This window comes from Marinobacter sp. F4218, assembly GCF_019443085.1.
Taxonomy (GTDB): Bacteria; Pseudomonadota; Gammaproteobacteria; order Pseudomonadales; family Oleiphilaceae; genus Marinobacter; species Marinobacter albus.
In genome coordinates this window covers 744771-767842 of the sequence record NZ_JAHZIL010000002.1, presented here as the reverse complement: position 1 = coordinate 767842, position 23072 = coordinate 744771, and the positions used below count along the sequence as shown (strand labels likewise).

The 23072-nt window shown below is 56.6% G+C and carries 24 protein-coding genes and 1 tRNA gene; 14 read left to right on the top strand and 11 right to left on the bottom strand.

The features are described from left to right. Nucleotides 1-193 precede the first annotated feature (193 nt). A complete protein-coding gene (nadA, locus tag K0B93_RS03870; protein WP_219865918.1) occupies nt 194-1255 on the top strand; it encodes a quinolinate synthase NadA in 1062 nt (353 codons plus the stop codon). A gap of 12 nt (nt 1256-1267) precedes the next feature. Here nadA and K0B93_RS03865 read toward each other — a convergent pair whose 3' ends face one another. After that, entirely contained in the window at nt 1268-2746 is a 1479-nt protein-coding gene (locus K0B93_RS03865) for a M48 family metalloprotease (protein WP_219865917.1), read from the bottom strand. A gap of 165 nt (nt 2747-2911) precedes the next feature. Between K0B93_RS03865 and K0B93_RS03860 the strand changes: the two genes are divergently transcribed. Then, nucleotides 2912-3139, top strand: a complete 228-nt coding sequence (locus tag K0B93_RS03860; protein ID WP_219865916.1) for a sulfurtransferase TusA family protein — start codon at nt 2912-2914, stop codon at nt 3137-3139. A 16-nt stretch (nt 3140-3155) separates the two neighbouring features. After that, nucleotides 3156-4235 (top strand): AI-2E family transporter, encoded by a 1080-nt coding sequence (locus K0B93_RS03855; RefSeq protein ID WP_219865915.1) that lies wholly within the window; start codon nt 3156-3158, stop codon nt 4233-4235. Nucleotides 4236-4242: 7 nt separating this feature from the next. On the opposite strand, the gene K0B93_RS03850 is transcribed toward K0B93_RS03855, so the two are convergent. Next, on the bottom strand, nt 4243-4710 hold the full coding sequence (locus tag K0B93_RS03850) for a peroxiredoxin (protein ID WP_219865914.1): 468 nt from the start codon (nt 4708-4710) through the stop codon (nt 4243-4245). Nucleotides 4711-4784: 74 nt separating this feature from the next. On the opposite strand from K0B93_RS03850, the gene dapA reads away from it, so the two are divergent. The 6 genes from dapA (at nt 4785) to K0B93_RS03820 (ending at nt 10094) form a co-directional block, all read left to right on the top strand. Beyond that, entirely contained in the window at nt 4785-5663 is an 879-nt protein-coding gene (gene dapA, locus K0B93_RS03845; protein WP_219865913.1) for a 4-hydroxy-tetrahydrodipicolinate synthase, read from the top strand. Nucleotides 5664-5770: 107 nt separating this feature from the next. Continuing rightward, a complete protein-coding gene (bamC, locus tag K0B93_RS03840) occupies nt 5771-6796 on the top strand; it encodes an outer membrane protein assembly factor BamC (protein WP_324123944.1) in 1026 nt (341 codons plus the stop codon). Nucleotides 6797-6841: 45 nt separating this feature from the next. Continuing rightward, a complete protein-coding gene (purC, locus tag K0B93_RS03835; RefSeq protein WP_219865911.1) occupies nt 6842-7555 on the top strand; it encodes a phosphoribosylaminoimidazolesuccinocarboxamide synthase in 714 nt (237 codons plus the stop codon). Nucleotides 7556-7586: 31 nt separating this feature from the next. After that, entirely contained in the window at nt 7587-8324 is a 738-nt protein-coding gene (locus K0B93_RS03830; protein ID WP_219865910.1) for a TIGR04219 family outer membrane beta-barrel protein, read from the top strand. Between the two features lie 12 nt (nt 8325-8336). Further along, nucleotides 8337-9344: an NAD-dependent epimerase gene (locus tag K0B93_RS03825; RefSeq protein WP_219865909.1), complete on the top strand. Its 1008-nt coding sequence runs from the start codon at nt 8337-8339 to the stop codon at nt 9342-9344. Between the two features lie 117 nt (nt 9345-9461). Then, nucleotides 9462-10094, top strand: a complete 633-nt coding sequence (locus K0B93_RS03820; RefSeq protein ID WP_219865908.1) for a GNAT family N-acetyltransferase — start codon at nt 9462-9464, stop codon at nt 10092-10094. 34 nt (nt 10095-10128) lie between these two features. Here K0B93_RS03820 and K0B93_RS03815 read toward each other — a convergent pair whose 3' ends face one another. The 8 genes from K0B93_RS03815 to K0B93_RS03780 form a co-directional block, all read right to left on the bottom strand. Further along, nucleotides 10129-10950 carry an RluA family pseudouridine synthase gene (locus tag K0B93_RS03815; RefSeq protein WP_219865907.1) on the bottom strand — a complete coding sequence of 274 codons (822 nt, stop codon included), beginning with the start codon at nt 10948-10950 and terminating at the stop codon, nt 10129-10131. Between the two features lie 109 nt (nt 10951-11059). Further along, nucleotides 11060-11866 (bottom strand): cupin-like domain-containing protein, encoded by an 807-nt coding sequence (locus K0B93_RS03810; RefSeq protein WP_219865906.1) that lies wholly within the window; start codon nt 11864-11866, stop codon nt 11060-11062. 301 nt (nt 11867-12167) lie between these two features. Then, nucleotides 12168-12244, bottom strand: a tRNA-Val gene (locus K0B93_RS03805). 55 nt (nt 12245-12299) lie between these two features. After that, entirely contained in the window at nt 12300-13250 is a 951-nt protein-coding gene (locus K0B93_RS03800) for a DMT family transporter (RefSeq protein WP_219865905.1), read from the bottom strand. A 156-nt stretch (nt 13251-13406) separates the two neighbouring features. Continuing rightward, entirely contained in the window at nt 13407-14495 is a 1089-nt protein-coding gene (locus K0B93_RS03795; RefSeq protein ID WP_219865904.1) for a hypothetical protein, read from the bottom strand. 124 nt (nt 14496-14619) lie between these two features. After that, a complete protein-coding gene (locus tag K0B93_RS03790) occupies nt 14620-15693 on the bottom strand; it encodes a hypothetical protein (RefSeq protein WP_219865903.1) in 1074 nt (357 codons plus the stop codon). A 140-nt stretch (nt 15694-15833) separates the two neighbouring features. Further along, entirely contained in the window at nt 15834-16451 is a 618-nt protein-coding gene (locus tag K0B93_RS03785; protein WP_219865902.1) for a YceI family protein, read from the bottom strand. Then, on the bottom strand, nt 16438-17172 hold the full coding sequence (locus K0B93_RS03780; RefSeq protein WP_219865901.1) for a CDP-alcohol phosphatidyltransferase family protein: 735 nt from the start codon (nt 17170-17172) through the stop codon (nt 16438-16440). Before K0B93_RS03780 ends, K0B93_RS03785 begins: the two co-directional genes overlap by 14 nt. 144 nt (nt 17173-17316) lie before the next feature. Between K0B93_RS03780 and K0B93_RS03775 the strand changes: the two genes are divergently transcribed. Genes K0B93_RS03775 through K0B93_RS03760 form a run of 4 tightly spaced genes read left to right on the top strand, consistent with a single transcriptional unit; the run spans nt 17317 to nt 21663 of the window. Next, nucleotides 17317-18318 (top strand): zinc-dependent alcohol dehydrogenase, encoded by a 1002-nt coding sequence (locus K0B93_RS03775; RefSeq protein ID WP_219865900.1) that lies wholly within the window; start codon nt 17317-17319, stop codon nt 18316-18318. Between the two features lie 27 nt (nt 18319-18345). After that, the gene (locus K0B93_RS03770) at nt 18346-18744 is read left to right on the top strand and encodes a 6-pyruvoyl trahydropterin synthase family protein (RefSeq protein WP_219865899.1); all 399 of its coding nucleotides are present in this window, start codon (nt 18346-18348) and stop codon (nt 18742-18744) included. Continuing rightward, nucleotides 18731-20665, top strand: coding sequence for a glycosyltransferase family 4 protein (locus tag K0B93_RS03765; protein WP_219865898.1), 1935 nt, complete (start codon nt 18731-18733; stop codon nt 20663-20665). Before K0B93_RS03770 ends, K0B93_RS03765 begins: the two co-directional genes overlap by 14 nt. A 50-nt stretch (nt 20666-20715) precedes the next feature. After that, a complete protein-coding gene (locus tag K0B93_RS03760; RefSeq protein WP_228743211.1) occupies nt 20716-21663 on the top strand; it encodes a lysylphosphatidylglycerol synthase transmembrane domain-containing protein in 948 nt (315 codons plus the stop codon). Here the strand turns inward: K0B93_RS03760 and K0B93_RS03755 are convergent. Beyond that, nucleotides 21620-22483, bottom strand: a complete 864-nt coding sequence (locus tag K0B93_RS03755; RefSeq protein WP_219865896.1) for a RibD family protein — start codon at nt 22481-22483, stop codon at nt 21620-21622. The two genes, K0B93_RS03760 and K0B93_RS03755, sit on opposite strands and share 44 nt — an antisense overlap. Nucleotides 22484-22640: 157 nt before the next feature. On the opposite strand from K0B93_RS03755, the gene K0B93_RS03750 reads away from it, so the two are divergent. Next, entirely contained in the window at nt 22641-23057 is a 417-nt protein-coding gene (locus K0B93_RS03750; RefSeq protein ID WP_219865895.1) for a helix-turn-helix transcriptional regulator, read from the top strand. Nucleotides 23058-23072: the final 15 nt, after the last annotated feature.

Here is a 23072-nt window from a genome sequence, read left to right as displayed (position 1 = left end):
ATTGCAGGACCCTTCACGGGTTTTTGCGAAAAAGAGCCTACGGGCTCTTTTTTTTTGCCTAAAAGTTCTTACCTAGTCAGGAGAGGGTACTGAAATTCCGCCCGGGGTTCTGTTGCAGCCATGCGCCAGAATCACGAAAGCCGGGTTTGAAGTGATATACTCCTCCCAGACCACGCAACACAGAGATGCAGTAATGACACGAGCTGAAGATCGTATTCTTGTCCAGGAACACCTCGCCCACGCCGCGGAACCAAAACCGCTGAGCGCTGACGAGAAGGCTGATCTGGAAGGCCGCATCAAGGCAGCCCTGAAAGCCAAGGATGCGGTCTTGGTGGCTCATTATTACACCGATCCCGATCTCCAGCGCCTGGCGGAGGAAACCGGTGGCTGTGTTGCGGATTCGCTGGAAATGGCGCGCTTCGGAAACCAGCACCCGGCCTCGACCGTGGTCGTGGCAGGCGTGCGCTTCATGGGCGAGACGGCCAAGATTCTCAACCCCGAGAAGAAGGTGCTGATGCCAACCCTGGAAGCGACCTGTTCTCTTGATGTTGGCTGCCCCGCGGATGAATTCGCGGATTTCTGCGATCAGCACCCGGACCGCACCGTTGTGGTTTATGCGAATACGTCGGCGGCCGTGAAGGCGAGGGCCGATTGGGTGGTGACCTCCAGCTGTGCACAGGCCATTGTTGAGGATCTGGATGCGCGCGGTGAAAAGATCCTGTGGGCGCCCGATAAGCACCTGGGGCATTATGTCCAGAAGACCACAGGCGCTGACATGCTGTTGTGGGACGGATCCTGTATTGTCCATGAGGAATTCAAATACCGCGGCCTTGAAGACCTGAAAGCGCTCTATCCGGAGGCGGCAGTGCTGGTTCACCCGGAGTCACCGAACGCTGTCGTGGAAATGGCGGATGTGGTGGGGTCAACGTCCCAGTTGATTCACGCGGTCCAGAGCATGCCGAACGACAAGTTTATCGTGGCAACCGATAACGGCATCTTCTACAAAATGCAGCAGCTTGCGCCTAACAAGACGCTGCTTGAGGCGCCCACGGCCGGTAATGGTGCAACCTGCCGAAGCTGCGCCCATTGCCCCTGGATGGCCATGAATGGTCTGCAGAACCTGCTTCATGTGCTGGAGCACAGTGATCAGGAAATTGAGGTGGATGATGCCTTGCGTGAGCGCGCGCTCAAGCCTTTGCGGCGGATGCTGGATTTTACGGCCAACATGAACCTGAAGGCCGCAGGCAACGCCTGATCTTCCCGTTTGTCAGCTATTGCGCCGGGCGTTCAGGCGGCTGGTGATTTCAGCCAGTCTTTCGGTCACAACCTGGCGTTGGGGGGATCCCGCCGGAAGCTTTTCCTGGGCTTGTCGCAACTGACGTTGGGCTGATTCGAGATCTCCCAACAGTGCATCGTATTCGGCCCGTGCACGGTGCACACCGACGATGTTACGTGCCATGCCTTCAGCCTCGGCCAGCCGGAGCCAGAGATGTTCCTGAGCGGGAAGCTGACGGGTCAACTGCTTGAGGTATTCTGCGGCGGCGGCGCCATTACCATCCGCTATTTCCGCTTCCGCGAGTTTGAAGGTGATGGGGTAGTTTCCGGGGTTCCTGGCCAGAGCCTTCCGAAGGATGTCTCGAGCCTCCTGAATCTGCTTCTGATCGATCAGTACGTCTGCCAAGGTCACCTGAAACGTTATTCGGCCGGGGTTCCGGTCCAGAAGATCCGTTAGTACGGCCAGGGCCTTTTCGGGTTGGTTGTTTTTCTGGTAGGCAACCGCAAGGCCGTAGCGGATGGCGTCGTGCCTCTGCGCCTTGTCACTGTCGAGATATGCCTCGAATGTTTCCACGGCTACGTCCGCCGAGGCGGCATAGCGCACCTGCAGTCGGTTGCGCATGAGGTGGTATTCCTGGCCGTCCCGGATGTTTTTGTCCGGGTACTGTTCGGCCCGGTTTCGGGTGTCTGCTACCCGGCTTTGGGTAAGTGGGTGCGTGGAGAGGTATTCAGGGACCTGGTTTCCCTGCAGCCGGTTCTGGCGCATCATGATCTCGAACATCTCGGGCATGCCCCGCGGGTCCATGCCCGCAGTTGCCAGGATGTCCAGCCCAATCCGGTCTGCCTCCTGTTCATGGGCCCTGCTGTAGGCAAGCATATTCTGGACTGCCAGAGCCTGGGTACCTGCGATGGCTGCGATACCAAGGTCTGATTGGGTGACGGCCGACAGAATTATACCGGCGATCATGCCGGCCATGGTCAGAGGGGTGCTGGTTTGCTGTTGCTCGAGGCGACGGGCAAAGTGCCGCTGGCTCAGGTGTGCAAGCTCGTGGGCAAGTACCGACGAGAACTGCTGTTCAGTTGTCGCGTTGAGGAACAGTCCACCGTTAACGCCGACAATGCCGCCCGGAACCGCAAAAGCGTTGATGTCAGGGCTGTCAATCAGTGCCAGGGTCAGGTTTCGGTCGTGGAGGGGAGCGGAAGGCACCAGTCGGTAGATGATCGCGGTCAGATAATCGTAGACTAGCGGGTCCGTGATCCTCGGTGCCGATCGACGGATTGAAACCATGACCTGCTGGCCTATTTCCGATTCCTGTTGACCCGAAATGAGGCCGCCACCATTGCCACCGATATTTGGCAAATTGGTTTCCTGGGCCTGAAGCGGCGTAAAGGCAGCCCCGAGGCAAGCGGCCAGAGCGCCAGCTCTGGCCGTGCGAGAAAGTCGGGCAAAAGGGTATTGGAAAAAAGTCATGTAACGCAGGATGCCTTTCATTCTAAGTGCCATTGTGACAACAGCTTACGATAAAAAGTTCTGATATTTCGATTAAAATCTATTGTGATGCAATACATTATCACTGTCGGCATAATGCGTGCCTGTTAATTAGCCTTACTGTTTCGTGAAGGTGCTTCTTTACTTATGGTAGACCGTACTCTGGATGCTTCCGGGCTTCGCTGCCCGATGCCTTTGCTTAAAACCAAGCTGGAACTCAATGGAATGGACGCGGGTGAGGAGCTTGAAGTCATTGCTACCGACTCCGGCTCGGCCCGGGATATTCCCGCTTTTATTGAGCTTTCAAGTCACCAACTGATGAGCTCATCTGAGACCGATGGTCAATATCGGTTTGTGATAAAGTGCGGCGGCTAACTTTTCGGAGTCATTGATGATCAGGATATTACGCGGTCTTGCGCACAAGTATTTTTCAGATGAAGAGGCGGTCATTCTGTTCCTAATCCTGGTGATAGGAACCGTCCTGGTCATCTGGTTTGGCGCCATGCTCGCGCCGGTTATCGCCTCTCTGATAATCGCTTTTATCCTTCAGGGGCTCGTTACCAAGCTCGTAAAGCTGGGCGTGCCGGAAATGGTCGCCATCATCGGTGTGTTCCTGCTGTTTCTCGGCGTTCTGGTGGGAGTAATTTTCGGTCTCCTGCCACTGATCTGGACCCAGGTAAGTAACCTCGCGGGCGAGACGCCGAGGATCATTCGTGAGATGCAGTCCTATCTCGAGCTGCTTCCCGAGGAGTACCCTCAACTGATTTCTGCGGATGCCGTAAATGCCCTGTATCAGCAGGTTTCGACCGAAGTGGGGCACATGACGCAATGGCTGGTGTCTTTTTCATTATCCAGCATTCCCGATCTGGTGGCATTGCTGATCTACGTGGTGCTGGTGCCCATCCTGGTATTTTTCTTCCTGAAAGACCGCGAAGTGCTACTTGGTTCTATCGGCCGGCTGCTCCCGTCCCAACGCCCGATGATGTTGAAAATCTGGCATGAAGTGAATCTGCAGTGCGCCAACTATGTGCGCGGCAAGTCGGTCGAGATTCTTATCGTGGGCGGCGCGACCTATGTGGCATTCAAGCTTCTGGGTATGCCGTACGCTGCACTCCTGTCACTCCTGGTCGGCCTGAGCGTAGTCATTCCTTACATTGGCGCCGCGGTCGTGACGATACCCGTTGCGATGATCGGCCTGTTTGCCTTTGGCTGGGGCAGTCACTTTATCTGGGTGATGGTGATCTACGGCATTATTCAGGCTCTGGATGGCAATGTCCTGGTGCCGGTGCTGTTTTCTGAAGTGAACAACCTGCATCCGGTGGCCATTATTGTTGCGGTCTTGTTCTTCGGCGGTATCTGGGGGTTGTGGGGGGTGTTCTTTGCTATCCCGCTGGCGACGCTTCTCAAGGCGGTGTTTGCGGCCTGGCCGGTGAAGGAACGCGCCACGCCACCGGCCACTGAGCAATCCTGATCTCTGGTCAGAGAGCCCTGACGGCTTCGAGGACCTCGTGAGCGTGTCCTTTGACCCTGACGCCGCGCCAGGCTTTTCGAAGTATGCCCTTAGCGTCAATTAGAAAGGTGCTGCGGTCGATGCCCAGATACTCTTTACCGTACAGTTTCTTGGGTTTGATGACGTCAAACAGGTTGCACAGCGTCTCGTCCTTGTCTGAAATAAGGTGGAACGGGAATTCGTGCTTCGCCCGGAAATTCTCGTGAGCTTTCAGGCCATCTCTGGAGATGCCGAAGATCTCGGTATCGAGTTCAGTGAACTCTTTCATCAGGTCCCGGAAATCCTGACCCTCGGTCGTGCAGCCGGGTGTGTTGTCTTTGGGGTAGAAATAAATGACGACGTTTTTGCCCCGGAGATCGGCCAGACGTATGGTTTGATCGCCAGTGGCTGACGCCTCGAAGTCGGGCACACGTTGATCCAGTTCAACAGATGGCATGACAACTCCTTTAATTCCCTTGTGTCAGTTCGTGCCCAACATTACCATATCGGTTTTATTCGGACGGAGCTTTTATGATTACGGGTAGCCTTGTCGCACTGGTCACGCCCATGGATCCAAACGGTGAAATTCACTGGAAGGAGCTGGATCGGCTGGTGGACTTTCATATCGAAAACGGCACCCATGGCATCGTTGCCGTGGGCACCACGGGTGAATCCGCAACCCTGGATCCGGAAGAACATTGCCAGGTGATTGGCCATATCATAAAACGCGTGGATGGTCGCATCCCCGTCATCGCGGGCACAGGTGGAAACAGTACCCGTGAGGCCATCGAGCTGACCACCGAGGCCCATAAACTGGGTGCCAACGCTTGTCTGCTGGTAGTTCCATACTACAACAAGCCAACCCAGGAAGGTTTGTACCGGCATTTCAAAACGATTGCCGAAGCCGTCCCCGGCATGAATCAGATGCTTTACAATGTTCCGGGCCGGACAGCCTGTGACATGTTGAACGAGACGGTTCTTCGTCTGGCGGATATTCCGAATATCGTTGCCATCAAGGATGCGACCGGCAACATTCCCCGTGGCGCCGAACTGATTGAGGCCTTGGAAGGTCGCTTGGCCGTGTATTCCGGCGACGATGCGACCGCAGCCGAACTAATGTTGGCAGGAGCCAAGGGCAATGTTTCGGTGACGGCGAATGTCGCGCCGAAAGCCATGGCTCAGTTGTGCGAGGCGGCCATCGCGGGCAATCGGGAAGAGACCGAACGCCTGAATGAGCTTTTGATGCCCCTGAACCGGAAACTGTTTCTGGAGGCCAACCCGATACCCGTAAAATGGGCTCTGCACCGCATGGGGATGATCAGTGAAGGCATACGTCTACCGCTGACTCCGTTGAGTGACAAGTTCCACGCGGAAGTGGAAGATGCGCTGAAAGCCTCAGGTGTGCTCTGAGTTTACTGAAACTGTGTCTGACCCGGAGTAACCCGATGCCGGTTCTTCAAGGAACCCGTAGTACCCCGTTGTTTTGTTTTCTGGCCCTCGCATCCGGACTGCTGTTGGTGACAACGCTGTCCGGTTGCAGTCTGATAGAAGATCGTTCCGAACGTTACGTTTCTGCAGAAGAGGGGAAGCCGCTCGAGCTTCCGGCCAGCGCGGAGAAGTCCCGCTTCAGTCAGGTAATGCCAATTCGGGATGTTGCTGTCGCCGACGCTGGCAAAATGTATTCGTCCGATATTCCCAGTCCGCCGGACATGACGTCCGAGATTCTTGAAGAAAACTACGTCATTGAAGAGCTCGATGGCCGTGTCTGGTTGCTGGTGAATGACGTCCCCGGACGTATCTGGCCGGCCGCGAACGCTTACATGGCTGACCGTGGGCTTGGTGTCGATTACGAAAGCCCCCAGCTAGGGCTTCTCCAGAGTGAACTGCTCAATTTCAGCATGCGTGCCCGTCAGTTGGCCGAACTGCAGGATCAGGTCGGCGTCGACGAGCCCAGGGTTGTTCTCCAGATGCGTATGGCGCCGGGAGTTCGCCGTAAGACTACCGAGATTCAGATCCGGAAGCTGACCGTCGATGGCCAACCCGAGGAGTTGGTCCCCTGGTCCGGCGTCAGCAACCCCTCTCCTGATGCATTGGAACTGCAGAAACGTTTGCTTACCGACCTGGGGGATTTCCTCAAGGCCAGGGAAGAGAACAAGTCCTTCTCTCGGGCGGCCTCTGGCATGGTCAGTGACCCCCTCGTCAACCTTGTTTCAGAGGATGATCAGGCCGTCGCTATCCGAATGAGCCTTGACTACGGCCGCTCTTGGGCTGAGGTCAGCCGGGCCTTGAACGAAGCCAATATCGCTGTAGTCGATCTCAACCGCAGTGAAGGCTGGTTCTATGTGGATTTCCGCACCGAGGATGAGCGTGACTCTGGTTGGTTCGGCTGGTTCAGCGATGAGGAAAAGCCGGAACATACCCACACGGTCACCCTGACAGAGCGTGAAAGCGACATTGTCATTACGACCGAGCGTCTGGCCAGCTATGACGGTGAGCACACTGGGCCCGACCTTCTGGCACAGCTGTTTGACTATCTATACTGATTGAGTGGCTGGTTGGCTGACCCGATCCCACTTCGGAGACCTTTAATGGAAAAGCGTGAAGAGCTATATGCCGGTAAGGCAAAGTCCGTTTTCAAGACAGACGATCCCGATCGTTTCGTGCTCGTCTTCCGTGACGACACCTCAGCCTTCGATGGCGAGAAAAAGGAACAACTGAATCGCAAGGGCATGGTGAACAACAAGTTCAATGCGTTCATCATGGAAAAGCTGGAAGCCGCAGGCGTTCCGACCCATTTCGAAGGCTTGTTGTCCTCCACCGAGTCGGTCGTGAAGAAGCTGGACATGATTCCGGTTGAATGTGTGGTGCGCAACATTTCTGCAGGGAGCCTCTGCCGCCGGCTGGGCGTAGAAGAGGGGCAGGAGCTGACGCCGTCCACATACGAGCTGTTTCTCAAGAACGACGCCCTGCATGATCCGATGGTGAACGAATCGCTTGCCGTAAGTTTTGGCTGGGCATCGGCTGAAGAGCTCGACCGTATGAAGGAACTCACCTACAAGGTGAATGACGTGTTGAAGGCTCTGTTCGACGAGGCTGGAATGCTGCTTGTCGATTACAAGCTGGAATTCGGTCGAAGCAACGGCGACATCGTATTGGGCGACGAGTTCAGCCCGGATGGTTGTCGCATCTGGGACAAGGAGACGCGGAAGAAAATGGACAAGGACCGTTTTCGCCAGGGATTGGGTGACGTGATTGAAACCTACGAGGAAGTTGGGCGGCGTCTGGGTATCCAGTTCGACTGATCCTGACACACAATAAAAGAAAGGGTGTTTTATGCGTAAATTGGTGGTTGCCGCCTGCAGTTCTCTAATTTTGTCAGCACCGGTGGCTCAGGCCGATGTTGTAGGGCTTGGCGCGAACGTCAGTTACTGGGATTCCGACCTTTCCGGTCAGGCCACCGATAATGGCGATGTCGTTGATGTCGAGAATGATCTCAATCTGGACAGCGACTCCAACGCCAATGCCTCACTTTATTTTGAACATCCGGTTCCCGTTTTGCCGAACGTTCGCTTGAACTACACTTTGATTGAGCAAACGGGCCGTGGTCAGTTGGGTGCTGATTTTGGCGGTATTTTTGTGGGTAGCGGCGTGGACGTCCGATCAGACCTCGATTTGGAGCAGTTGGACCTCACCCTCTATTACGAAGTGCTTGATAACTGGGTCAATCTCGACCTGGGGTTGACCGCCCGAAGTCTGGATGGCGAACTGAACGTTAAGGAGATCGGTGGAACTCAGGCCAGCAAGACTCAAGTAGATGCGGTGCTGCCTATGGGCTATGTGGCCGCCCGCTTTGACCTGCCGCTAACGGGTGTGTCGGTGGGTGCCGAAGGCAACTTCGTCAGCTACAGCGGCGACTCACTGCATGACTTCAGCGCATACGGGCAGTTTGAGATTGCGGTGCTTCAATTGAGAGCGGGTTACCGTCAGATGTCTATCGATTATGAGGACGATGACGAAAGCCTCGACGTTGAACTCGACGGACCGTTCGTCAGCGCGGGCGTTGTGTTCTAGGGAGAAGGAACTTTGAAGATTCTCGTTACGGGAACTGCCGGTTTTATCGGCTCACATCTGGCGCATCGCCTGCTCGACCGTGGCGATCAGGTCATCGGTGTTGACAACGTCAACGATTACTACGATGTCAGCCTGAAAGAGGCCCGGCTTGAACGACTGACTTGTAAGCCCGGCTTCACCGAGGTGCGTCAGGACGTTGCGGATCGGGGCGCCATGGAGGCACTTTTCGCTGAGCAGAAGCCTGAGCGGGTGGTCCACCTTGCGGCCCAGGCGGGTGTCCGGTACTCCCTCGAGAATCCCCATGCCTATGTTGACGCCAACCTTGTAGGATTCATGAATATCCTCGAAGGTTGTCGTCACAACAGTGTAAAGCATCTGGTCTACGCATCGAGCAGCTCTGTCTACGGTGCCAACGAAACCATGCCGTTCTCCGTGCATGACAACGTGGACCACCCCCTTAGCCTCTACGCAGCCTCCAAGAAGGCCAATGAATTGATGGCCCACACTTACAGCCATCTCTACAACCTGCCGACCACCGGCCTGAGGTTCTTTACTGTCTATGGTCCCTGGGGCCGTCCGGACATGGCGCTGTTCATTTTCACCAGAAAGATTCTCGCCGGTGAACCGATTGACGTTTTCAACCATGGTCATCACAGACGCGATTTCACCTACATCGATGACATCGTGGAAGGGGTGATCCGTACCCTGGATCATGTGGCAGAACCCAATCCTGAATGGACCGGCGAAAATCCCGATCCGGGCACAGGGAAGGGGCCCTACCGGATTTACAATATCGGTAGCAACAACCCCGTGGAATTGTCGCGTTTCATCGAGATCATTGAGGAGCGGGTAGGGAAAAAAGCCGAGAAAAACCTGCTGCCGCTGCAGCCGGGCGACGTTCCTGCCACCTACGCCAATGTCGACGACCTGATCGCAGACGTTGGATACAAACCCGGTACTCCGGTGGAAGAGGGGATCGCGAACTTCGTTGACTGGTATCGGGATTTCTATGGAATCTAGCCAGTTTGCCCAGGCTGGTTCGAGGAAATCCGCAACCGAGATTTGAAGTGATTCATAATCCGGCTAATATTTGAAGAGTTGCGTCCAGAATGTTAGACCTCAGGGGATGATCGGTCATTGAAGACTCTACGGCGTTGGTTGCGCCCCATAAAACGGTGGTTCAACCGCACACTTCGAATTGATGCGGGTATCTTCCTGTCCAAGCCCATCGAGCAAGACAAACTCCCCCGTATAGACGGCTCCCATGAAGTGTCCGACATGACGGACGTGACAGACCTCCGATCCGATCTACCTTTCTCCAAGGAAGAATTTAAAAGGCGAGTGAGAGAAGGCCACAGATTCTTCGAATTTTTTGTTGATAGTGAGCCAGTATCGTACAACTGGGTCGCCTGTACCGGCGCAAATATTGGCGTCTTGCATGATCTGAGGTTAAAGGTTCCTGAGAACGTGTTGTACCTCTGGGATGGTGCTACTGTCCCGGAACACAGAGGCAAAGGGTTTCTTTCTGCAATGATCAACGGAATTTTGCAGGATCAGAGTCGAAATACGAGTATTGCCTGGACAGCCGTTGCCGTTAGTAATCACTCCTCGCGGCGTGCTCTTGCCAAGGCGGGTTTTCAGCCAATGTTTACCTATGTCAGTGTTCAACTCTTCGGACGAACTCTGTTGAGTTTTGTGATTAAGGACGGAAGACTGGCAAAGGCGCAGCCTGTGTTCGATCGGTTAGCCCGCGAGCCCGTGTCTATCTGATTTATTCAAGCGACCAGCAAATTGCAGGCTTTTTCTATTCTGGACTAGCGAGACTGTTCAAGCGCTCAGGCAGACAGATCCGTATTCGCTCTCGGGCCAGAGGGCAGTCAAATTCCAGACGGTAAGCTAACAGCTGCAAAGGCACTGGGGCGGGCTTGCCATAGAGGCGATCGCCGACAATGGGGTGGCCCATGCCGGCAAGGTGTTTGCGAATCTGGTGCTTTCGACCGGTTTCAATGTTGACCGCCAGCAGGCTGGTCTCATCGGCTTCTTCAACCTGGATAGTGGTCATTCGACTGATAGCGCTTTTGCCATCAATCGGGGTGTCGACCACCCGATCCTGCACCACCAGCAGGCCACGGACTCTGGCTTGGTAGTCCTTGGTGATGGTTCTGCCGGCGAAACACTGAGACAAAGCGCTTGCGGCCTTGGGGTCGTGAGCAATTAGCATCAGACCAGCCGCGTCGGCATCGAGCCGATGTATCAGAAAGCAGTCTCGTCGCAGTTGGATTTCGGCAGTGCGTAGCAGGCTGCAGTGGTCGCCCCACTGGGACCCTTGCGCCAGCATCCCGTGGGGTTTGAACCAGACAGAATACCGGCCACGATCTTCCAGACATTCCGCCTTTCCCGGTTTACGACCAAGAACCGCGTCATCATAGAACAGCTGCAGCCGTGTCCCGGCCCGGATTTCGCGCTTGGCTTTGCGTAGTCGTACCTGTTTGCCTTTGTGCGTCCACCAGCAGGCGCCCTTGTTCATGGCATCCTTGATTCGCTGTTTAGGAAGACCTGAGGCCTCGCTGAGCGCATCAACTGCAACTTCTGTGTGTTCGACGGTGAGGTCTATGGACGTTCGCATGAGATGCTTAAAAAAAGTGGCCGAATCGGGAGGTGAGGATAAGTAATTGGCCGGGGCCTGGCAATAGAACTTGCACGCCCCGACCACGACTTGCGGCATTGGGAGAGGGCTAGTGGGCCAGTGGCTTGAAGCTCTTGTGGCGCGGCTCGTTTCCCCCCAATGCGTGAAGCAGGTTTTCGTAGAACGCGACAACGGCGCACTTCATGGCAACCGGAACAAAGGTGAAGTCCGGGAGCCTGGCGTCAAAAAGAATGGATCGTCGGAGCACGTCCACCCGCGGCGCGACGAAAGACAGGCTGATGGTAAGGGAGAGTTCACGGGTTCTCGTCTCCGTGCAGTGCGGGCTGGTTGATGGCATGTAGAGACCCATTCCAGGCTCAAGATCCAGTATCAAAGCCTTTTGGTCAAACGAAGGGCGGTATTTCAGGGACGGCGGATTGCACTCTCCACCAAAGAACTCCTGCAGACTCTGTTTCGGGACCAGCTCAGGGTCATTTGGGCTGAACGCGAGAAAGTGCTTGCTGCCTCGAAGCTGCAGCAGCAGGTTACTGCCGTAATCCAGATGGTAGGGAGTAGTCGCCTGGCCCCGGCTAATGAATAGTGAACCGGTGCAGAGGGTCACTTTGCCATAGGGCGCCGGTAAAGATTCCCTCAAAGCGGATGCCATTTCCCGAAACACATGGCGCAATATCGGTGTGTCTTCAATTTCGTGCAGTGCAATCCAGACATCTCCGTCGGGATCCTCTAACAGTTTTAACAGCTCTGATCTCGGAATGTTGTTGGTATAGACGCGTTCATGGCGTTTCTGCGCCGGCGGCTTGGCTTTGATGCTTTCGAGAGGAATGGTTTCGAGGATTTTGGCAATGCCGGAATCCGTACAACAAGGATCAAGGTGGCAGTCATGCGTGACCGGCATAGGCTCTTTTCCGATGTCACAGAACACAGTTGAGTCAGGGGTATTAAAAGTAATCATTTCAGTCACCTGCTACGCAACGTTGGAAGATTGCAGAACAGATTGTTGAGGCGGCGTTGGCCATAAACTGACCCACAGCGGGAAAAGTGCCGATGCCTCATTGACAAGAATAAGTGAGCGCCGGATTTTGGCTATGCGGGTTTAAGAATCGTTTGAAATGCTACAGACGTTTTCAGCATTCACGCGTCTAAACCGACTGGTGTTCTGAAAAGTCTTCGGAGGGGGTTGCAGATCTTCGTGAGATTGGTAGGACCACCCAGATTCGAACTGGGGACCTCTACCATGTCAAGGTAGCGCTCTAACCAACTGAGCTATGGTCCTATGTCCTGCAACGGGGACGCAATATACTTATTCTCCGGTTTTCGGTCAACCATTTTTATGCGGTTTTCCGATTCCTCAGCCAGGTCTTTATGGCTTTGCCCAGGGCACCCCAGCGATTGACCACCAATGCAGTGAAAATCAGGGCGCACCCGCCGAGTTGGACGGGACTCATGCTCTCTCCAAACCAGCCTGCTGCAAACAGCGCTACCCAGATAGGTTCCAGTACCAGGATGACCACGCCATGGCTGTGGGCTGACAAGCTCTGGGCATAGGTCTGTAACAGAAAACGCCCCGCGGTTCCGATGAGCGCGCTCGCCAGTACCCACCAAATCAGCAGGGGCGATGGATCAACAAGGGTTTGCTGCCAGGGTTCCAGAATCAGCGACTCTACAAGTGTTACCAGGCCCACGGTTAACAGTGCCAATGCGGTCAGGGGTAAAGCCGGTACCCTGTGCTTTTCGATCGTTTCGCCCCGACGGTTGATGACGATCCGTTGATTGGCAGTTCGGGTGTTCAGGGTGAAGTACAGCGCAAAGATGAAGGCGGCACAGACAAAGAAAATTTGGCCGGGTTCCGGTTGAAAGCCGTTCTTCAAAGAGAGCAATGCAAGGCCGGAAACGGCAATGGGAATGGCAAGCCAGGTACTCGCAGGTTGTTTCTCCTTGAAGGCCAAGCGGGCAATGATGGGCACGATCACCACGCCCAGGCTGGTCAGGAATGCGCCTTCGCCCATGCTTCTTGTGTGGAAAAGGCCCATAATCCAGAAACTCATGGCCACTCCGAACACCAGGCCAACCCCCACACTGCGTCGAACCTGATCGGCACTCAGCCTTGAGAGGGGACGCCAGGCTGCGAGGGCAAGGGCGCTGCCGGCAATGAGGAACCGCGCTGCCATAAACATCAGAGGAGGCATCAGCAGAACCGCTTCCTTGGAAAACATCCAGCTGATGGCCGCCACAAGAGTCACCGCGACCAGAAGTGCATCTGATTTTTGAGCGTCGGACATTGGATACCCGTTTGAGTGTCGACCAGCGACGGAAAGACAGAAAGCGGGACAATGTATAGCTTGCGAATAAAAAAGAAAAGGCGGGCCGGGCCGGGCGGATTTGGCGGGCCCCTCCGTGAACCCGCTTTTTCCTAATTAAATCAAAGAATTTTCAGATCAGTTGTTGAGCGTGGTGTAGACCAATGTCGACATGTCGGTCTGATCGGAGCCTGGCACCTCAATATAGGTATCGCCGGCTCCCCACCATTGCCACCAAGCCCGTTGATTGTAGGTTCGGCTGGCAAAGTCCACCCGAAGTCCGTTCAGGGTTGTGTTGTTCACAACCGGCACCGACGTGTACCCAGTTTCCGATCCGAGCACGCCGCTGTGCGTTACGCCTTCGTTCATCAGGACCGGGAAGTGATTGAACCAGAGGCCATCCGGCCCGTTCTGGCTGGTTACCTTGCCGGCCAGGCTGATTCTGTTCGAGCAGGAGTCGATCCCTTCGGCCGTTGTTGAGCCACACGCGGAATGCGTCGGGACCACGCCATCGTCGGTCCCGGCGATAAAGGGTTTTGTTACCCCGCCATAGGAGGCACCCCCGGCGACAAACCGAAGCCTGGGAATCGAATTCGGGCTGATCGCAAGGTTTCGGGCCGCGTTGGTCTGTAGGTCATTTACCACGCCCAGTTTGCCCGGTTCCGGTTCAATGCCGGTGAAGGCTTCTACGGCGGCCTTCAACGGCCAGTTATACCAACTGTCATTGTAGGCAATGCTGAGAGCGAGATCGGCCAATTCCGTACCCCCTCCGGCGCCGGAATAGTCGATGGCAGCGAGGATTTTAAGGGGGGCGAGTCCTTCCGATTGCAGCCAGCGGGCCTGGTTCTCCAGCAAGTAACGCGTTACCAGGTCTCCCGTGGAGTGGGAGACAACGATGCAGTAATTGCTGCAAAGGCCCTGTTGGCTGATCTGGCGAATTTGCTGATAGGCCTGTTGAGCAATGCTGCCCTCGATCCGTCCGTCGCTTCCCCAGTCGACTCGTGCGTCGGATCGGGATAGCCAGAACGTACGCCAGTAGTCTTCACCGGCATCTTTTACGGCCTGAAAATTTTCTGGTGGATTGGCCAGGTCTTCCTGTTGGAAGCCATGAACCAGTATCACATTATGCCCGGCTAACTTGGCCTGGGCGGTTCCGGCAAAAAGGCTGCCGGTGATTGCGACCGCGAGCGCGGCCTTGCAGGCATTTCCGATCTTCGTCGTTGTCATGATTGCTCCGTCTTTGCTGAATTATTGTTGTAACAAGACGTTTACCCGTCGTCCCCGGACACTGAAGGTACGTCCGACGGTACACCCCGGCGTCTGCCGGTCAGGAGCCGGAAAGGCCCCCTTATCAGAACTTGTCGGCCAACTGCCGGAGCAGGGCGGCCCGTCGCTCTGATTCAGGATCAACCGACGGAGCATCTCGCAGGTTTTCGAGATCCGGCGGCGAGAATGAATAGCCCTCTTCCGGCCCGAACGCGTAATTGGTCCGTTCCCCTGGCCTGGCGGGCAACTGGCGAATCTGAAGGTTGCGCAGCTCCAGTTGACCCTGTACCTCTCGGTTCGCCAGCACCGTTCCATGGGCTTTGAGAAGGATAGTGTCCGCCCCCATGTCGAGGCGTTGTTCAGACTGCAGTTGGGCAATGGGGGTTTGTCCGGCGTACAGCTGGGCGGAAAGGGCGTAGAACCCCGGCGTTTCCGGAGAGAAATGGACGGGTATGACCAGGTTGTTGTCGTTCAGGTAAGTGTCTCCGAGGCCTTCGAAGTCTCCGAGGTAGGGTTCAATAGTCAGCGTGGAGACATGCCTTACTGGCTTACCGTCCACCTGGGCCTCGACTATGAGCCGATATTCCCCGGGGTCTTCATCCGATTCCAGGGAGCCTTCATAAAATCCCGGACTGTCTGAGGAGTCGAGGTTGGTAGAAGCAACGGCCTCCCGCACTTGCGTTGCCTCCAGTGTTGCCTGAAGCCTATCGCTTACAACCTGAGGTCCCGTCAGCGACGCAACCACAAGAATGGATTCGCCCTTCGTGAACCGGTATTTCTCCAGGGTGACCGTGAAGTGGCCGTCGTCGCCCAGGGGGAGGCTGACCGGATGATAGCGATTGCCCTGGTAACCTCTGGCCTGTGCCGGTGAGAGAGGAATGGACCAGGAGGGATAGCGCGTATTTTGTGTGTATTGGTCGGCAATGCTGGTCAGCATGAAACCGAGGGCGTTGTCACCCGGCTGCCGAGGCGCCGATTGCGTGGTCGCAAGGTGACGATCCTTTATGGCCTGACCTGCAGGAATGTCTTGTCGAACGCTGTCGGAAAATGGGATGTTCAGCCATTCAAACGTCGAAGTGTTGTCTGCGGACAGAAAATAGCCGGTACCAACCACGCAGGTGGTTACAAGCATTAACAATACGAGCGCCTTGCCGGGCATCCGTCGTTTCCTTGTTATTTTTGTCTTGTTTATGGCTGATAAACATACAGACGTTAAGGACAGTCCGGCAAAGCTTTGAGTTCAGAATGTAACAAAATGTGTTCGCGATGAGGGGTAGATCACAAAACGGGAGGCTGCGCTCAGAACCAGCCGGAGTCCCGATTCGCCTCGAACCCGAAACGCATTCGGACCTCATCGCCTACGAGGGCCGAGTCGAGGCCGTAAGTCATTCCCCAATCACTCCTTTTCAAGATCGTTTCGGCGCTGATGCCCAGCGTGAAGTCCTCGTGCCCAATGGGGTAGACGGCGGATTTGTTCAGGGTGACATCGAGAACGACGGGATTGGTTTGACCCAGCATGGTGAGGTCCCCAGTAACTTTTCCCGCGTTTTCACCCGTTGATTCGAACTCAGTCAGGGTGAAGACGATCTCTGGGTACTTCGCACTGTTCAGAAAGTCCTCCCCCCGCAGGTGATCGTCACGCTTTTTGTGATTTGTAAATACGCTGTCACTCTGGAAAACCAGTGTTCCTGAATTCAGATCGCCCGTTGCCTCGTCATAGACAAATTCTCCGTCTACTTCCCGAAACATGCCAATAACCGGCGCATAGCCAATATGCATGATTTCAAAGGCCATGGAGAAATGTTCCGAGTCCACCGTGAACTTGGCCGGCTCGGCCGAAACCACAGGCGCGACGGCCATGAGCGCGGGCAAGAAAGCGAAGCGTGAAATCCGTGAAATCGTGTCAGGCAGTTGCATGAGCGGTTCTCCTTTGAAAGAGCCAGTAAATATCGACGTAAAACGAACAGATCAGGAGTATCAGTGCCGTTGCCAGTGCCAGGCTGGCAAACACGGGCGAAATTGGCGGCAGGATAGCCACCATCAGGGAGACGATTTGCCAGACACAGATGGTCTTTCGCCGGAAGCTTTCAGGAAGTGGATGGTTGAGCCAGCGCCAGAAACAACCCGCAATCAGGAACCCATAGCGCATTAATCCGAGCGCGAGCACCCACAGTCCAGCCTTGTCCAATGCGACAACAGCAACACAGAGTCCCAGAAGAAATGTGGCGTCCAGTTCCATATCAAAGCGAGCACCGAATTCGGTCTGGGAGTTGGTCGCACGGGCTATGGCGCCATCCACACCATCGAGAATCAGTGCCACGAGGGCCAAGATTCCATACAACCAGACTCCTTGCCCCAATCGATCGGCGAACGGTGCGCTGGCGAAAAGAACAATCACCAATGTTGCCCGCAGGAGCGTCGCGCGGTTGGCAGGCCCAATATCTGAATCGGGCAACCAGTGGCGAAGTACACACCCGCTGAGAACGATGAAAAGAACTCCGGCGATCAACCAGAAGAAGGCGGGTAGCGACCAGAGCAAGGCAAGCGCAGAACTAAGACCGGCGGTCAGAACGAGTGCCCACGTCAGGTCCTGCAGTGCAGTGAGACCCGGCGAAGCCGAGTCGCCTTTCGAATCCATATCAAAACCCCAGCGTATAGCATTGAAGTCTGCGGGGACGGTGCCGCAGCGATTCAGGGACTATAGTGCGTCACGTCTGAGTGTGATTACGTGGGAAATCGCCGTTCGGACTCAAAGCCACCGCCCAGATGCAGGGAGAGTCTATTGAAACCCGAAACTGAAGTGACCTCGGAAACGACATTCGCCTGGTGGGCGACAGGTCCCGGACAGGGGACTTTATTGAGAACCGAAATCAACTCGGGCCTTCCCGGTAATTCGGACGAGTTGGTGACAGTGGAAACCGTGTATTCCGGTATTAGCCGTGGAACCGAGGCGCTGGTTCTCGGCGGCCAAGTGCCAGAGACAGAATTCGAACGGATGCGAGCGCCTTTTCAGGAAGGCCGGTTTCCGTTCCCGGTCAAGTATGGCTATGCGAATGTGGGGCGGGTGGCAAGCGGTCCCCGACATCTCCAGGGTCGATTGGTGTTTTGCCTGTTTCCGCATCAGCAGCGTTATCAGGTTCCGGCCTCAGCCGTTACCGTCATCCCTGAATCCGTTCCTGCCGAACGTGCGGTGCTTGCCGCGAACATGGAAACTGCTGTAAACGGGCTCTGGGACGGCGCGCCCGGCGTTGGCGACCGGATAGCGGTGGTTGGTTCGGGGGTGGTCGGTCTCCTGGTAGCCTGGCTGGCCAGTAAGATTCCGGGGACGCGCGTGACCGCCGTAGACATAAATGAGGATCGTAGGGCGATCGCGGAAGCCCTTGGGCTCAGCTTCGAGTCATCATTCGCGCCGGATGACCACGATCTGGTCTACCACACCAGCGGCCATCCCTCCGGCCTGGAGACGGCGCTCGCACTGGCCGGTCCGGAGGCGGTGATTGTGGAAATGAGCTGGTATGGCAGCCAGCCGGTGCCGGCGACCCTGGGTGGCGCTTTCCACTCCCGTAGGCTGACTCTCAGGTCCAGTCAGGTTGGCCAACTTCCGCCGCTCCGCCGCTCCCGCTGGGACCACAGCAGGCGCATGCGGCTGGCCCTTGAATTGCTTGACGATGGCCGGCTGGATTGTCTGATCAGTGGCGAGAGCCGGTTCACCGACATGCCAGAAAAGATGGCCAGCGTGCTTGCCGATGCAAATCGTACGCTATGTCACCGGATCGTTTATTAACCTGCCTGTGTTGCTTGAGGATATTCTATGTTCAGTCTGACCGTTCGCGACCACATGATGATCGCGCACAGTTTCATGGGAGAGATTTTCGGGCCTGCCCAGAAGCTTCATGGCGCCACTTATGTGGTCGATGTTTCCTTCGAGCGGGACCAGCTGGATGCCGACAACCTGGTAGTGGACATAGGCCTGGCATCAGCCTTGCTCAAAGAGGTGCTGGGTGAGTTCAATATGCAGAATCTTGACCAGGTTGGGGCGTTCGAGGGCCGCAACACGACCACCGAGTTCATGGCGGGCGTGGTTTTCGAGCGGATCGCAGACGCGATTCGAGCCGGGCGTCTGGGAGAGTCTGGCAAAGGCATCGTCAGCCTGAAAGTGACACTGTCGGAATCTCACATTGCCTGGGCCAGTTACCATGGCGCGATCTGAATCGCCCTGGGACATAGAGTTTGTGGTCCCGGGAGACCCGAATCAGAATACGGGCGGCTATTGCTATGTTCGGCTTCTGGTCGAGGCTTTGAAGCAATTGGGCCTTACGGCAGAGGTTACTGGTGTGCCAGGGCGTTTCCCCTGGCCTGACGCAGAAGCGAAAGCCGCACTGGACCGGTGCCTGAGGGGCTTTCACGACGGTGCCGTGGTTGTACTTGACGGTCTCGCCATGGGCGGTTTGCCCGAGGTTGTGGAGGCCCATGCTTCGCGATTAACCCTGACGGCGCTGGTACATCATCCGCTGGCGGATGAAACGGGGCTGAGTGCCGAAGAGCAGCGCTGGTTCTTGACCCAGGAGAGGCGGGCCCTGGCAGCAGTCGGCAGGGTGATTACCACCAGCGGGTTCACTGCAGACCGTTTGGTTGACTTCGGTGTTCAGGCGCAGAACATCCGAACCGTAGAGCCGGGCGTTCAGTCAATTCCAGGGTCATCGACACCTGACCCTTCGGTCCGGGTTTCCGGCGACGCACCTCGCATTCTGTGTGTCGCGCACCTCTCGCCGCGCAAAGCGCAACATCAACTTATCGAAGCCCTGGCCGGGTTGCGGTCATTGCCCTGGTTCTGCACCCTGGCCGGGTCCTGCGACCGGAATCCCGACTACAGTGAGCGGGTCAGAACCCAGATCAAATCTGCCGGGCTCGAGAGTCGGGTGTCCCTCACCGGTGAGGTCAATGAAGATCGACTGTTTGATCTCTACCGCCAGGCGGACCTGTTTGTGTTTCCGTCACTTTATGAAGGCTATGGGATGGTGATCGATGAAGCCCTTGCGGCGGGCCTCCCGGTGATTACGTCTAATGGTGGGGCTCTGGCACAGACGGCAAGGCGTCGTGGGGTGGTGCAGTATGAGGCGGGTGACGTCGGTTCATTGTCTGCCACGCTGGGAGGCTGGTTGGCAGACCCGCAGGAATTGGCTCGCCAGAAAGATAGCGCCAGGCAGGAGTCGGCTCACACGCGGAATTGGCGGCTGGCGGCAATCGACTTCCAGGAAGCCATGGTTGATCTGGTGGGCACCAGGCAACAAAGCCTGTTCGACCGTGAATGGCTCCGTCGTCGCGAAGGGTCCGATCATGCTGCCCGCTCGGAAAGACTGACGCTGGATCTGGCCCGCTGGGTGCGAACGGCTTACCCAGCGCATCCTCAACGAAACGGACCCGGAGCGGGCGTCTCCATCGTTGATCTCGGAGCAGGTCGGGGCTCCAATGCCCTGTACCTCATACCGCGGTTGCTCGTTCCCCAGCGGTGGCTATTGCTGGACCAGGACGCCGGCCTACTGGATGAGGCCCAGGAAAGGCTGACAGCGCCGGACGTCGAAGTGTCTCAATCAGTTGTCCGGCTGGGCGAGGATTCCCTTGGGCGCCACATCCCAGCTGAGGTCGGCCTGGTAACGGCATCGGCACTGATCGACCTGGTTTCCGAGAACTGGCTCAAGGCGTTGGTAAAGGCTGTCGTTACCCGTCAGTCAGCCTTGCTGGTGGTTCTGAGTTACGCCGGTCGTTTTGAGTTGGACCCGCCGCACGAGCACGATGACCGACTCCGTGCGCTGGTTAACCGACACCAGCATCGGGATAAGGGAGTAGGGCGGGCACTGGGAGCCGAAGCCACCCGGGTCCTCAAAGACCTGATGGAGGATTCTGGGTATACCGTTTCCGTTGCCGACAGTCCCTGGTGCCTGGAGCCGGGGAACGCCTCCCTGACCGGCAGATTGCTTGAGGGGTGGGTGCAGGCGGCTGACGAACAGGACCCCTGCGGTGCGGAATGGCTTTCCGACTGGTTAGCGACCCGAGAGACTCAGCTGGCGGCGGGAACGCTGTCCGTTACGGTCCATCACCTGGACTTGCTGGCCTTGCCGGGAGAGGCGTGAGAATGAAGTGGTCGGGGCATCCAGCGCGCCGTCCCCTACTGAAATGGGGCATGGCATCATGTCTGCTTGCTGCTGTGCTCGTGTCTGTGGATCGCGAGACGCTGTGGCAGGAACTGTCGCAGTTGCCGGTCGACCTCCTGCTGCCGGCATTAGTTTTGACGGTGTTTCAGGTGCTGTTGTCGGCATGGCGCTGGTGGTACACCTCATGGCTTCTGAAAACACCTTTGTCGTATCCTGTGGCTGTGCGTGAGTATTACCTGGCCAGTTTCCTGAACCAGGTATTACCGGGTGGGGTACTGGGGGATGTGAATCGGGCATGGCAACACGGCAAGGCCAGTGGGCGGCCGCTGTTCGCGATTCATGGTGTCGCCATCGAGCGTTTGTCAGGCCAGCTGGTGCTGGGCCTCGTAGTGTTGATCGCTGTGGCCTGGTTGTCGCAGGCGGGCATGTTTCCCATCCAGTCTCAGTGGTGGGTGTGGGGGGGTGCCGGGCTGGCTACCCTCCTTCTCTGTCTGGGGCGATTTGTCATTCGTCCGGACGATGGCCCTGAGTGGTATCTGAGGCGACTTCGGAAAGACATCGGTCGCACGCTTCTGGGGTGGCCGGCATTCCCGGTTCAGATGGGAACATCCCTTCTCGTCCTTGCCAGCTATCTGGGAGTTTTTCTGATTCTGGCCCATGGCGCGGGCTACCTCGACAGTTTGAATTCCCTGTTGCTGATGACGGCGTTGTGCAGCCTTTTGCTGTTAAGCATGGTTATCCCCGTCACCGTCTCTGGCTGGGGGGTTCGGGAAGGTGCTGCTGCGTTACTGTGGCCGATGGCGGGATTGCCTCCGGAGCAGGGCCTGGCGTTGAGCGTCGGTTATGGCGGGCTGGTTTTCCTGTCCACCCTGCCGGGGCTGCTGGTTCTGGTCGCACGGATGCGAAACGCTGGATTCCTGGTCGACGGGCAGGTCAGGAAAAATCGAGATCAAAGAGCATATCACTGCCCAGATTAACCAGTCGGGACCGTGGACGCAGCGCATCCTCCAGCAGGTCAATCTCAGGAAGGGAAAAGGCGGGCCTGCCGCTGCCGATGATCATCGGGGCCACCATGACATGAAGCCGGTCAAGCAGCCCCGCACGCAGGAATGCTGAGACGGTGACGCCGCCGCCTTCGACAAAAATCTTGCGAAGTCCGAAGTCTGCCAGTACCTGGATAATAATCGTCGGATTGACCGTCTCCCGGTCTCGGTCATCACCGAGACAGGGCACTTCTGTCACGCCTTCGCACAATGTTGCCTGGGCTCTCGGCTTGTACCGTCCGGCCACCAACCTCAGTGTTGGCGCTTCGTCATCGGTGAACAGGTGGTGGCCGTCCGGAACGCGGCGATGCCGGTCGATGACGACGCGAACCGGATTGGGGCCCTGGGTGCGTCGGACGGTCAACCGCGGGTTATCCGTCATCGCGGTTCCAGCGCCGACGATCACCGCATCCGATACAGCACGGATACGGTGCAAATGAGTAATGCCGTCTGAACCGTTAATAAACCGTGAGCGCCCAGTGACCGTCGCGATTCGACCATCGAGGCTCTGCCCGAGTTGTCCGACCACGCGTGAGGGTGTGCCGGGTGCCAGTGGCTTGCACAAGGGCAGAAAGAGGGAAAGAACGTCTTTTGCCTGGGGCGTCGCAGGATGCAGCAAATGCCATGCACCCTGGCCATTGAGCCTTACCGCAGCCTCGCTGCTTTCAGGCAAGCCCAGTGTCACATCGCTGCGATTGACGGCTTGCAGCACCAGTTGCCAGGCGGTCTCGACATCCAGAGGTTGTGCAGCCATATACATCCTGTTCCGTCGCCATCGGATTCAATAAAGGTAGATTGTGTGCAAAGCTATATGTACGTTACATTTCCAGTTTGATTCACTTTTCGGTGAGATTCGGATCTTTTCTGGGCTCAGACACACTGGCCCCTGCAGAGGGTAGAGGCAACCAGTTATGCGGTACCTGCAAACGTTCAATCGTCGCTTGCGACAGATTCGTGAGGACGGTCGCCTCTCGCGGTGGGATGTAGCCCAGATGTGCGGTGTGGAGGAGACCCGCGTCAGAAGCTGGGAGGCAACCGATGCGAGGCAGCGCAGTTACCCCAGCGTGACCGAACTGCTTGATTTCTGCATGCGTACTGAAACTCCCCTGGAAAACCTTCTTGATCTGGACGAGCCTGGCGATGGCGGCCAGCTCGAGTTACCAGGCCTGGCCTTCAGCAACAGTGACGATCTCTCGGTCGCGATCAAACAACTGGAGCAGGAAATCAACCGCGTTCAACTGTCGGAGGAGGAAGTGGAACTGCTGCGCCGGTTCCGCAATACGTCCACGGAGAACCGGCGCATGATTCTTCAGATCCTCGGTGGCTAGCCAAAGCCGCCTACC

What these genes read in the sequence shown, in the direction of transcription:
- nadA (WP_219865918.1), top strand. Translation starts at nt 194, where the DNA reads ATGACACGAGCTGAAGATCGTATTCTTGTCCAGGAACACCTCGCCCAC.
- K0B93_RS03865 (WP_219865917.1), bottom strand. Translation starts at nt 2,746, where the DNA reads ATGACTTTTTTCCAATACCCTTTTGCCCGACTTTCTCGCACGGCCAGA.
- K0B93_RS03860 (WP_219865916.1), top strand. Translation starts at nt 2,912, where the DNA reads ATGGTAGACCGTACTCTGGATGCTTCCGGGCTTCGCTGCCCGATGCCT.
- K0B93_RS03855 (WP_219865915.1), top strand. Translation starts at nt 3,156, where the DNA reads ATGATCAGGATATTACGCGGTCTTGCGCACAAGTATTTTTCAGATGAA.
- K0B93_RS03850 (WP_219865914.1), bottom strand. Translation starts at nt 4,710, where the DNA reads ATGCCATCTGTTGAACTGGATCAACGTGTGCCCGACTTCGAGGCGTCA.
- dapA (WP_219865913.1), top strand. Translation starts at nt 4,785, where the DNA reads ATGATTACGGGTAGCCTTGTCGCACTGGTCACGCCCATGGATCCAAAC.
- purC (WP_219865911.1), top strand. Translation starts at nt 6,842, where the DNA reads ATGGAAAAGCGTGAAGAGCTATATGCCGGTAAGGCAAAGTCCGTTTTC.
- K0B93_RS03830 (WP_219865910.1), top strand. Translation starts at nt 7,587, where the DNA reads ATGCGTAAATTGGTGGTTGCCGCCTGCAGTTCTCTAATTTTGTCAGCA.
- K0B93_RS03815 (WP_219865907.1), bottom strand. Translation starts at nt 10,950, where the DNA reads ATGCGAACGTCCATAGACCTCACCGTCGAACACACAGAAGTTGCAGTT.
- K0B93_RS03810 (WP_219865906.1), bottom strand. Translation starts at nt 11,866, where the DNA reads ATGCCGGTCACGCATGACTGCCACCTTGATCCTTGTTGTACGGATTCC.
- K0B93_RS03800 (WP_219865905.1), bottom strand. Translation starts at nt 13,250, where the DNA reads ATGTCCGACGCTCAAAAATCAGATGCACTTCTGGTCGCGGTGACTCTT.
- K0B93_RS03795 (WP_219865904.1), bottom strand. Translation starts at nt 14,495, where the DNA reads ATGACAACGACGAAGATCGGAAATGCCTGCAAGGCCGCGCTCGCGGTC.
- K0B93_RS03790 (WP_219865903.1), bottom strand. Translation starts at nt 15,693, where the DNA reads ATGCCCGGCAAGGCGCTCGTATTGTTAATGCTTGTAACCACCTGCGTG.
- K0B93_RS03785 (WP_219865902.1), bottom strand. Translation starts at nt 16,451, where the DNA reads ATGCAACTGCCTGACACGATTTCACGGATTTCACGCTTCGCTTTCTTG.
- K0B93_RS03780 (WP_219865901.1), bottom strand. Translation starts at nt 17,172, where the DNA reads ATGGATTCGAAAGGCGACTCGGCTTCGCCGGGTCTCACTGCACTGCAG.
- K0B93_RS03770 (WP_219865899.1), top strand. Translation starts at nt 18,346, where the DNA reads ATGTTCAGTCTGACCGTTCGCGACCACATGATGATCGCGCACAGTTTC.
- K0B93_RS03765 (WP_219865898.1), top strand. Translation starts at nt 18,731, where the DNA reads ATGGCGCGATCTGAATCGCCCTGGGACATAGAGTTTGTGGTCCCGGGA.
- K0B93_RS03760 (WP_228743211.1), top strand. Translation starts at nt 20,716, where the DNA reads ATGGCATCATGTCTGCTTGCTGCTGTGCTCGTGTCTGTGGATCGCGAG.
- K0B93_RS03755 (WP_219865896.1), bottom strand. Translation starts at nt 22,483, where the DNA reads ATGGCTGCACAACCTCTGGATGTCGAGACCGCCTGGCAACTGGTGCTG.
- K0B93_RS03750 (WP_219865895.1), top strand. Translation starts at nt 22,641, where the DNA reads ATGCGGTACCTGCAAACGTTCAATCGTCGCTTGCGACAGATTCGTGAG.